This window comes from Mycobacterium sp. WUMAC-067, assembly GCF_020217485.1.
Taxonomy (GTDB): domain Bacteria; phylum Actinomycetota; class Actinomycetes; order Mycobacteriales; family Mycobacteriaceae; genus Mycobacterium.
This window is the reverse complement of record NZ_JAEKMI010000032.1, coordinates 44,005-52,534: the sequence shown is the minus strand read 5'-3', so window position 1 is coordinate 52,534 and position 8,530 is coordinate 44,005. Positions and strand designations below refer to the sequence as shown.

The window sequence follows — 8,530 nt, the reverse complement described above, 5'->3', positions numbered from 1 at the left end:
CAAATGCGTCGCCAGTTGCACTTTCGCGAAAATGGGCTGGCCCGCGCTACGTCTTGTCGTCGTTGTTGCGGGGGAAGCCACCGCCCTGCGGGAAGAGCGGGAACACCACGTCGTCCAGCTTCTCGGCGTCGCCCGCCGTCTTGTTTACGGTTGCGCCCCAGACGTTTCCATCGGGTGACATGCGTAGCGCCCACGCGTGCGCGTGGGTGTCTTTGCGGACGACGTCGGGTTCACCGGTGACCGCACCCGTGGTCGGAGCCAGCCGGACCGCCACCGTCAGTTTGGTGTTGATCAGGTTGACCAGCACCGTGCCGTCCATCGCCGCGCATCCGGCCACGCCGGGTTTGTCCGGCCAGGTCCACACCGTGGAGACGTCCGACGTTTTGGTGATGCGCTGCAACCGATCTGCGGTCGGCGTGCGGTCGGCGACATACAGCGAGCCGTCCACCGGGTCGATGCACAAGCCGCCGCCCGAACCCACGCCGGACAGCGCCGTGGTCGGCGGCGCCTGACCGATGGTGGTCGGCTGCTCGATGCGCAGCACCTTGCCGGCCAGCGAATTGGGGTCGGCGGCCATCGCCGGGTTACCGGCGTCGCCGGTCAGCACGACCAGCGTGGTGGGACTGGTGAAGATCAACGCCCCGGCGTTGCCGGTGGCGCCCTTGGGGATTCCGGTCAGGATGTCCTTCGGGATGTCGCCGTCGGCGATCCGGATGACCCGGTTGTCGGTCGGAGTGCTGACGTAGGCGTACATCAGGCGGTCTTGGGTGTAGGTGGGTGAGAGCACGATGTCCATCAGCCCGCCATCCCCGGACGGGTCGACGGGAATGACCATCTTCACCTTCGGCTCGGCGCTGACCGAGATCTCCTTGACCGCGCCGGTGGTGCGCTCGGCGACCAGCGCGGTTTTGCTGTCGGGCCCCATGATCAGGCCGCTGGTGCTCTCCAGGCAGCCCTGCATGACGCCCGGCGCCGGGCAGGCCTTCGGGAACGGGGTGGGCGGCAGCGGCGGCGGCGGGGGAGGCGTCGAGCTGGGCTGCGGCTTCAATTCCGGGGCGGTGGTGAACGGTTGTGATTGCGCGTCGTTGAAGCGCGCGCACCCGCTCGTCACCAGCACGAGGGCACACAGCGCGGCGAGCCCGCGCCGAACCGACCGCCCCGATCGCCCTAGTCGCATGACCGTCAGGCTACGGACATCGCCTGCGCCGCCGCCACACACGTCCCGCTTGCCCGCCGCCGAAAACTCGATCGGGTCCCACTTTCCGGCCGTCGCCGCCGGGCGTCGAATCGTGCCGTCGGGGCCCTCCAGACCGGCTCGGGGGCCAATTTCGGACCGATCCGGGCGTATTTGGCGGTCAAACCGCCGATTGCCTGGCGAAAGCGCCGCTCAAATCCCCAATTCGGGGGCCATCTGCCCTTACCCTGACTCCCGTGACCAGTCAACCGAATGACGCAGATTGGCAGCGGCCCGGCGAATCCCCGGAGCCGACCCCGGGACGCCCCGCCTCGGCGCGTCTGGTCGACCCCGAAGATGATCTGACGCCGGTCGGCTACCCCGGCGACTTCAACCCGTCAACGGGGACCACCACCGTCATCCCCTACGGCGCCGCCGCGGCGATGGCCGGGTCCGGGGCCGGGGGTTACAACCTGCTGGAACACCAGGAGCCGCTGCCGTATGTCCAGCCGCATTCGGCCGCCCGGCACGCGGCGCCCGACTCCGTGGAGATCGCCGAGGACGAGCACGACGACCGGTTGCACGACGTCGGCCGGCGCGGAACCCAGCACCTCGGTTTGCTGGTGTTGCGGGTCGGGCTGGGAGTGGTGCTCGGCGCCCACGGTCTGCAGAAGCTGTTCGGCTGGTGGGGCGGCTCGGGAGTGACCGGCTTCAGGAACTCACTGTCCGACGTCGGCTACCAGCACGCCGACATCCTCGCCTACGTGAGCGCCGGCGGCGAGCTGGTGGCCGGTGTGCTGCTGGTGCTGGGCCTGTTCACGCCGCTGGCCGCGGCCGGCGCGCTGGCATTTTTGATCAACGGTCTGTTGGCCACCGTCTCGGCGCGGCCGCACACCCACACCTTCTCGTTCTTCCTGCCCGAGGGGCACGAATACCAGCTCACCCTCATCGCCATGGCCGCCGCGGTCATCTTGTGCGGACCCGGCCGCTACGGTCTCGACGCGCGCCGGGGCTGGGCCCATCGGCCGTTCATCGGGTCCTTCGTCGCGCTGCTGGCCGGCGTCGCCGCCGGTATCGGCGTGTGGGTGGCGCTCAACGGCGTGAACCCGATCGGCTGAACCGGGCCGCCCTCACCGATAGGGGTTGGGAACCCGTCCCGAGCTGGCCGCGGTCAGCTCCGGCAGCGTCGAGAAGGTGACCGCCGGCAATCGCAGCTCGGCGCCGCTCTTGAGGCGGGCGCGTGCCCATGAACCGCGGTGGAAACGCAGCCCGTCGATGTCGTCCCAGCTCACGGTCCTGCTGCCCAGCAGCGTCCGGACGGTGACGCCGCGGTCGTCGGCGACGGTCCGTAGCCGGACGATCATCGCCGACAGCACCACCGGAACGATCAGCAGCAGCGCGGACGGCGGCCACAGCATCACCGGGATCAGCAACCCCAGGGCCAAGAACCCGACGGCCAGGTGCGCGATGGGCGACACCTTGATCACAAGAGGTGTTCGGGAAGACGAACCGGTAGCCACCCGACCATCATTTCACCCGGGGCGCCCGGACGATCCCGCGAGCGCTCCCGCGGCGGCGCCGCGCCCAACCCGGCTGGTGACGGTGACGGATTTGACTGCTGAGCTGTGCGAAGACTACCGTCGAGCGCTATGGATACCGCCGGAAAGCCCGGGATGCTCGTAGTAATTAGGCGCGTTGGTGCCTGACTTGCCCGTCAGCATTTGAAGCAATCCAGCACCAACGCGCAACCCTCGTGCAGCAGATGAGCTGTCGGGGGTTTTTTGTTGCCCCCGCGAGATTCCCAGAGTGAATAAGGACTGAACGACAGTGAGCGCTCCCACCAGGCGGCCCGCCCCCGACACACCGGGCGCCGCCGACATCGCCACCGACGCGGTGAAGCCCGCCGCGAAGTCTGCGAACGGCAAGCCGAAACGCATTGGGCCCGAGCAACTTACCGGCGCGCAGTCGGTGATCCGTTCGCTGGAGGAACTCGACGTCGAGGTCATCTTCGGCATTCCCGGCGGCGCGGTGCTGCCGGTCTATGACCCGCTGTTCGACTCGAAGAAGCTGCGTCACGTGCTGGTCCGCCACGAGCAGGGTGCCGGTCACGCCGCCAGCGGCTACGCGCACGCCACCGGCAAGGTCGGCGTCTGCATGGCGACGTCCGGCCCTGGGGCCACCAACCTGGTCACCGCGCTGGCCGACGCCCAGATGGACTCGATCCCCGTGGTCGCCGTCACCGGCCAGGTCGGGCGCACGCTGATCGGCACCGACGCCTTCCAGGAAGCCGACATCTCGGGCATCACGATGCCGATCACCAAGCACAACTTCCTGGTCCGTTCCGGCAACGAGATCCCGCAGGTGCTCGCCGAGGCCTTCCACATCGCCTCCTCGGGCCGCCCCGGCGCGGTGCTCGTCGACATCCCCAAAGACGTGCTGCAGGGCCAGTGCACGTTCAGCTGGCCGCCGCGCATCGACCTGCCCGGATACAAGCCGAACACCAAACCGCACAACCGGCAGATCCGGGAGGCCGCCAAGCTGATCGCCGCCGCCCGCAAACCGGTGCTGTACGTGGGTGGGGGCGTCATCCGGGGGGACGCGACCGAGCAGCTGCGCGAGCTGGCCGAGCTGACCGGCATCCCCGTGGTGACCACGCTGATGGCGCGCGGCGCGTTCCCGGACAGCCACCGTCAGCACATGGGCATGCCCGGCATGCACGGGACCGTCGCCGCGGTGGCCGCGCTGCAGCGCAGCGACCTGCTGATCGCGCTGGGGACCCGCTTCGATGACCGGGTGACCGGGAAGCTGGACACCTTCGCGCCCGACGCCAAGGTCATCCACGCCGACATCGACCCGGCCGAGATCGGCAAGAACCGCCATGCCGACGTGCCGATCGTCGGCGACGTCAAGGCCGTCATCGCCGAGCTGCTCGAGCAGCTGCGCCACGACGGCGTGCCCGGCAAGATCGACATGACCGAGTGGTGGGCCTACCTGGACGGGGTTCGGTCCACGTACCCGCTCAGCTACGGGCCGCAGAGCGACGGCAGCCTCGGCCCGGAATACGTCATCGAGAAGCTGGGCCAGATCGCCGGTCCGGATGCCATTTACGTCGCCGGCGTCGGTCAGCACCAGATGTGGGCGGCGCAATTCATCTCGTATGAGAAACCGCGCACCTGGCTCAACTCCGGCGGCCTGGGCACCATGGGGTTCGCCATCCCGGCCGCCATGGGCGCCAAGATGGCCCGCCCGGACGCGGAGGTGTGGGCGATCGACGGCGACGGCTGTTTCCAGATGACCAACCAGGAATTGGCCACCTGCGCAATCGAAGGCGTGCCGATCAAGGTGGCGCTGATCAACAACGGCAACCTGGGCATGGTCCGCCAGTGGCAGACGCTGTTCTACGAAGAGCGTTACTCGCAAACGGATCTGGCCACGCATTCGCACCGCATCCCGGACTTCGTGAAGCTGGCGGAGGCGCTGGGTTGCGTCGGGTTGCGTTGCGAGCGTGAGGAAGACGTCGCCGACGTGATCAACGCGGCGCGTGCGATCAACGACCGCCCGGTGGTGATCGACTTCATCGTCGGCGCGGACGCGCAGGTGTGGCCGATGGTGGCCGCCGGCACCAGCAATGACGAGATTCAAGCGGCCCGGGGAATCCGCCCGCTGTTCGACGACGAGAGTGAAGGACACGCCTGATGAGTCCGCAGACGCACACTCTCTCGGTGCTGGTCGAAGACAAACCCGGTGTGCTCGCCCGCGTGGCCGCGCTGTTCTCGCGGCGCGGCTTCAACATCGAGTCGCTGGCCGTCGGCGCGACCGAGCAGAAGGACATGTCCCGGATGACGATCGTGGTCTCCGCCGAGGAGACCCCGCTCGAGCAGATCACCAAGCAGCTCAACAAGCTGATCAATGTCATCAAGATCGTCGAGTTGGACGACGGCAACTCGGTGTCGCGGGAATTGGCGATGATCAAGGTGCGCGCCGACGCCGGTACCCGCAGTCAGGTGATCGAAGCGGTGAACCTGTTCCGCGCCAAGGTGATTGACGTATCAACGGAGGCGCTGACGATCGAGGCGACGGGCGACCGCGGCAAGATCGAGGCGCTGCTGCGGATCCTGGAACCGTTCGGTATCCGTGAAATCGTCCAATCGGGAGTGGTGTCGTTGTCTCGCGGTCCCCGCGGAATCGGCACGGCCAAGTAACACACAAGGAGATATTCAACAGTGGCACTAGAAATGTTCTACGACGACGATGCGGACCTGACCATCATCCAGGGTCGCAAGGTCGGGGTCATCGGATACGGCAGCCAGGGGCACGCGCACTCGTTGAGCCTGCGCGACTCCGGCGTGCAGGTGAAGGTGGGCCTGAAGGAGGGTTCGAAGTCCCGCGCCAAGGTTTCCGAGCAGGGCCTGGACGTCGACACCCCCGCCGAGGTCGCCAAGTGGGCCGACGTGATCATGCTGCTGGCGCCCGACACCGCGCAGGCCGACATCTTCAAGAACGACATCGAGCCGAACCTGAAGCCCGGTGACGCTTTGTTTTTCGGTCACGGCCTCAACATCCACTTCGACCTGATCAAGCCGCCGGCCGACGTCACCATCGCGATGGTCGCGCCCAAGGGCCCCGGGCATCTGGTGCGCCGGCAGTTCGTCGACGGCAAGGGCGTGCCCTGCCTGATCGCGGTCGACCAGGACCCGTCCGGCAACGGTGAGGCGCTCGCCCTGTCCTACGCCAAGGCCATCGGCGGCACCCGCGCCGGCGTCATCAAGACCACCTTCAAGGACGAGACCGAAACCGACCTGTTCGGTGAGCAAGCCGTCTTGTGCGGTGGCACAGAGGAATTGGTGAAGACCGGTTTCGACGTGATGGTCGAGGCGGGCTACCCGCCGGAGATGGCGTACTTCGAGGTGCTGCACGAGCTCAAGCTGATCGTCGACCTGATGTACGAGGGCGGCATCGCCCGGATGAACTACTCGGTGTCCGACACCGCGGAGTTCGGCGGGTATCTGTCGGGGCCGCGCGTCATCGACGCCGGCACCAAGGACCGCATGCGGGAGATCCTGCGCGACATCCAGAACGGTGACTTCGTCAAGAAGCTGGTCGCCAACGTCGAGGGCGGCAACAAGCAACTCGAGCAGCTGCGCAAGGAGAACGCCGAGCACCCCATCGAGGTCACCGGCAAGAAGCTGCGCGACCTGATGAGCTGGGTGGACCGGCCGATCACCGAGACGGCTTAGCTTTTCGGCGCCGAGCGTGCACTCGGGGCGAGTTTTCGATTTTTTTCGCCGTGAGTGCACGTTCGGCGGGCTAAGAGGCGAGGCGGCTCAGGACGAGGTGAGGCGGTCCGCCGTTTCGACCACTCGGCGGGCCAGGTGCTCGAGGGCCTTGTCAGTGGGCTCGTCGAATTCGGTGATGTTGTCGTGGGTGGTGACCAGGCTGACCCCATACGGATTGCCGTCGACGAACTTGCACGGATCCGTGTAGCCCGGGGGCACGATGATGCCGCCGAAATGCATCAGCGTGATGTACAGCGAGAGCAGGGTGGTTTCCTGACCGCCGTGCACGGTGTTGGACGACGTGAAGCCCGCGTACACCTTGTCGGCGAGCTTGCGTTGCGCCCACAGCCCGCCCAGCGAGTCGAGGAACGCGCGCAGTTGCGCTGCCGGAGAGCCGAATCGCGTCGGCGAACCGAAGATCACCGCGTCGGCCCAGACGATGTCGTCGCCGGTGGCCGCCGGAAGGTCCTTGGTGGCCTCGTAGTTCGCCGTCCAGGCCGGGTTGTGGGCGAACGAGGCGGGGTCCTGGGTTTCGGCGACGTGGCGCAGGCGGACTTCGGCCCCGGCCGATTCGGCCGCCGCGGCGACGCGCTGCGCCATCGTGGTGCCGTGGCCGGTGGCCGAGTAATAGATGATCGCGAGTTTGGTCACGGGGCCAGCTTAGGCATGCCGATCCCGAATTCGCGGCGCAACAGGGTGCGCGCGGCGTAGTAGCCGGCCATGCCGTGGACGCCGCCGCCCGGCGGTGTGGCCGCCGAACACAGGTACACCTTGGGAATGGGTGTGCGCCAAGGGTTTAGCCGCGGTGTCGGGCCCGCGATCGCCCGCCAGGCCGAATTGCCGCCCATCCCGATGTCGCCGCCGACATAGTTGGCGTTGTGGTCGCACAGCCGCGCGGCGGGCACCGCGCGTGCGGCCACCACGACGTCGCGGAAGCCGGGCGCGAACCGCTCGACCACCGCGGTCACGGCTTCGGTCGGGTCGACGGTGGACCGCGACGGCACGTGGGCATAGCTCCAGAACGGGCGGCGTCCGGCGGCGTCGATGCGGCCGGGGTCGGCGATGTGCGGGGAGGCGGCCAGTACCATCGGCCATTGCGCGTGGCGGCCCGCGGCGATGTCGGCCTCGGCGCGGGCCATCTGCGCTCGCGTGCCGCCGAGATGCAGGGTGGGGGCCTGCCGTAGCCGCGGGTCCGCCCAGGGGATCTCGCCGCTCAGCACGAAGTCGACCTTGGCGACCCCGGGACCAAATGTGTAGCGCCGCAACGCCTTGGCGTAGCGCGTCGGGAGCGCGTCGCCGTAGATCCGCAGCAGCGCGGTCGGCGCCGTGTCGAAGGCGACGACTCCGCCAGGCGGAGATGTGACCTCCGTGCCGGCGGTCAGTTCGCCGCCGTGGGCGCGCAGGTCGGCGATCAGCGCGTCGGTGATCGCCTGGCTGCCGCCCGCCGGGATCGGCCAGCCCACCGAATGCGCGAGGGTTGCCAGCATCATCCCGGCGCCGGCCGCCGTCAACGACGGCATCCGCGAAATGATATGGGCGGCAACGCCGGTGAACAGGGCGCGGGCGTCTTCGCCGGCCAGCGACCCCCATGCGGGGGTGCCTTGGGCCAGCATCCGCAGCCCGAGCCGCCACGCGGACGGCACCGAGTTCGGCACCGACCGTTTGTCGCCCAGCAGCAGGGCCACCACGTCGTCGGAGCGCTCGACCAAGGGGCCGAGTAGGCGCCGGAAGGACGCGCCGCGGTCCAATTCGGCGCAGGTGCGGTCCAGGTCGCGGTACGCGATGGCGGCCGGGCGGCCCGGCAGCGGGTTGGCGTAGGAAATCTCGGGCACCGCCAATTGCACGCCGCGCGCGGGCAGGTCGAACTCTTTGAAGAACGGCGATGCCAGCGCCAACGGGTGCACCGCCGAGCAGATGTCGTGCAAGACTCCCGCAGAATCCGGGTCGGCCGCGGTGCGCGCACCCCCGCCAAACGTCGGTTGAGCTTCGACGACCTGCACTTTCAGGCCTGCCCGGGCGCAGATTACGGCGGCGGTCAACCCGTTGGGTCCGCTGCCGACGATGGTGATGTCCACCCGTC

8 protein-coding genes are annotated in these 8,530 nt (G+C 68.3%); 4 read left to right on the top strand and 4 right to left on the bottom strand.

Going from position 1 to position 8,530, the window contains the following annotated elements:
- Positions 1 to 46 precede the first annotated feature (46 nt).
- Positions 47 to 1,177 carry a sorbosone dehydrogenase family protein gene (locus tag JF781_RS20120; RefSeq protein ID WP_225329129.1) on the bottom strand — a complete coding sequence of 377 codons (1,131 nt, stop codon included), beginning with the start codon at positions 1,175 to 1,177 and terminating at the stop codon, positions 47 to 49.
- Between the two features lie 254 nt (positions 1,178 to 1,431).
- On the opposite strand from JF781_RS20120, the gene JF781_RS20115 reads away from it, so the two are divergent.
- On the top strand, positions 1,432 to 2,292 hold the full coding sequence (locus tag JF781_RS20115; protein WP_225329128.1) for a DoxX family protein: 861 nt from the start codon (positions 1,432 to 1,434) through the stop codon (positions 2,290 to 2,292).
- A 12-nt stretch (positions 2,293 to 2,304) separates the two neighbouring features.
- Here the strand turns inward: JF781_RS20115 and JF781_RS20110 are convergent, their stop codons facing one another.
- Entirely contained in the window at positions 2,305 to 2,661 is a 357-nt protein-coding gene (locus JF781_RS20110; RefSeq protein ID WP_225329134.1) for a PH domain-containing protein, read from the bottom strand.
- A 406-nt stretch (positions 2,662 to 3,067) separates the two neighbouring features.
- Here JF781_RS20110 and JF781_RS20105 point away from each other — a divergent pair, with 406 nt between their 5' ends.
- Genes JF781_RS20105 through ilvC form a run of 3 tightly spaced genes read left to right on the top strand, consistent with a single transcriptional unit; the run spans position 3,068 to position 6,411 of the window.
- The gene (locus JF781_RS20105; protein ID WP_225329133.1) at positions 3,068 to 4,870 is read left to right on the top strand and encodes an acetolactate synthase large subunit; all 1,803 of its coding nucleotides are present in this window, start codon (positions 3,068 to 3,070) and stop codon (positions 4,868 to 4,870) included.
- Positions 4,870 to 5,376 (top strand): acetolactate synthase small subunit, encoded by a 507-nt coding sequence (gene ilvN / locus JF781_RS20100; RefSeq protein ID WP_225329127.1) that lies wholly within the window; start codon positions 4,870 to 4,872, stop codon positions 5,374 to 5,376. The genes JF781_RS20105 and ilvN overlap by 1 nt, the downstream gene beginning before the upstream one ends.
- Before the next feature lie 33 nt (positions 5,377 to 5,409).
- On the top strand, positions 5,410 to 6,411 hold the full coding sequence (ilvC, locus tag JF781_RS20095; protein ID WP_225329132.1) for a ketol-acid reductoisomerase: 1,002 nt from the start codon (positions 5,410 to 5,412) through the stop codon (positions 6,409 to 6,411).
- An 87-nt stretch (positions 6,412 to 6,498) separates the two neighbouring features.
- On the opposite strand, the gene wrbA is transcribed toward ilvC, so the two are convergent.
- Positions 6,499 to 7,101, bottom strand: a complete 603-nt coding sequence (wrbA, locus tag JF781_RS20090; protein WP_225329126.1) for an NAD(P)H:quinone oxidoreductase — start codon at positions 7,099 to 7,101, stop codon at positions 6,499 to 6,501.
- Entirely contained in the window at positions 7,098 to 8,525 is a 1,428-nt protein-coding gene (locus JF781_RS20085; protein ID WP_225329125.1) for an NAD(P)/FAD-dependent oxidoreductase, read from the bottom strand. The genes wrbA and JF781_RS20085 overlap by 4 nt, the downstream gene beginning before the upstream one ends.
- Positions 8,526 to 8,530 lie beyond the last annotated feature (5 nt).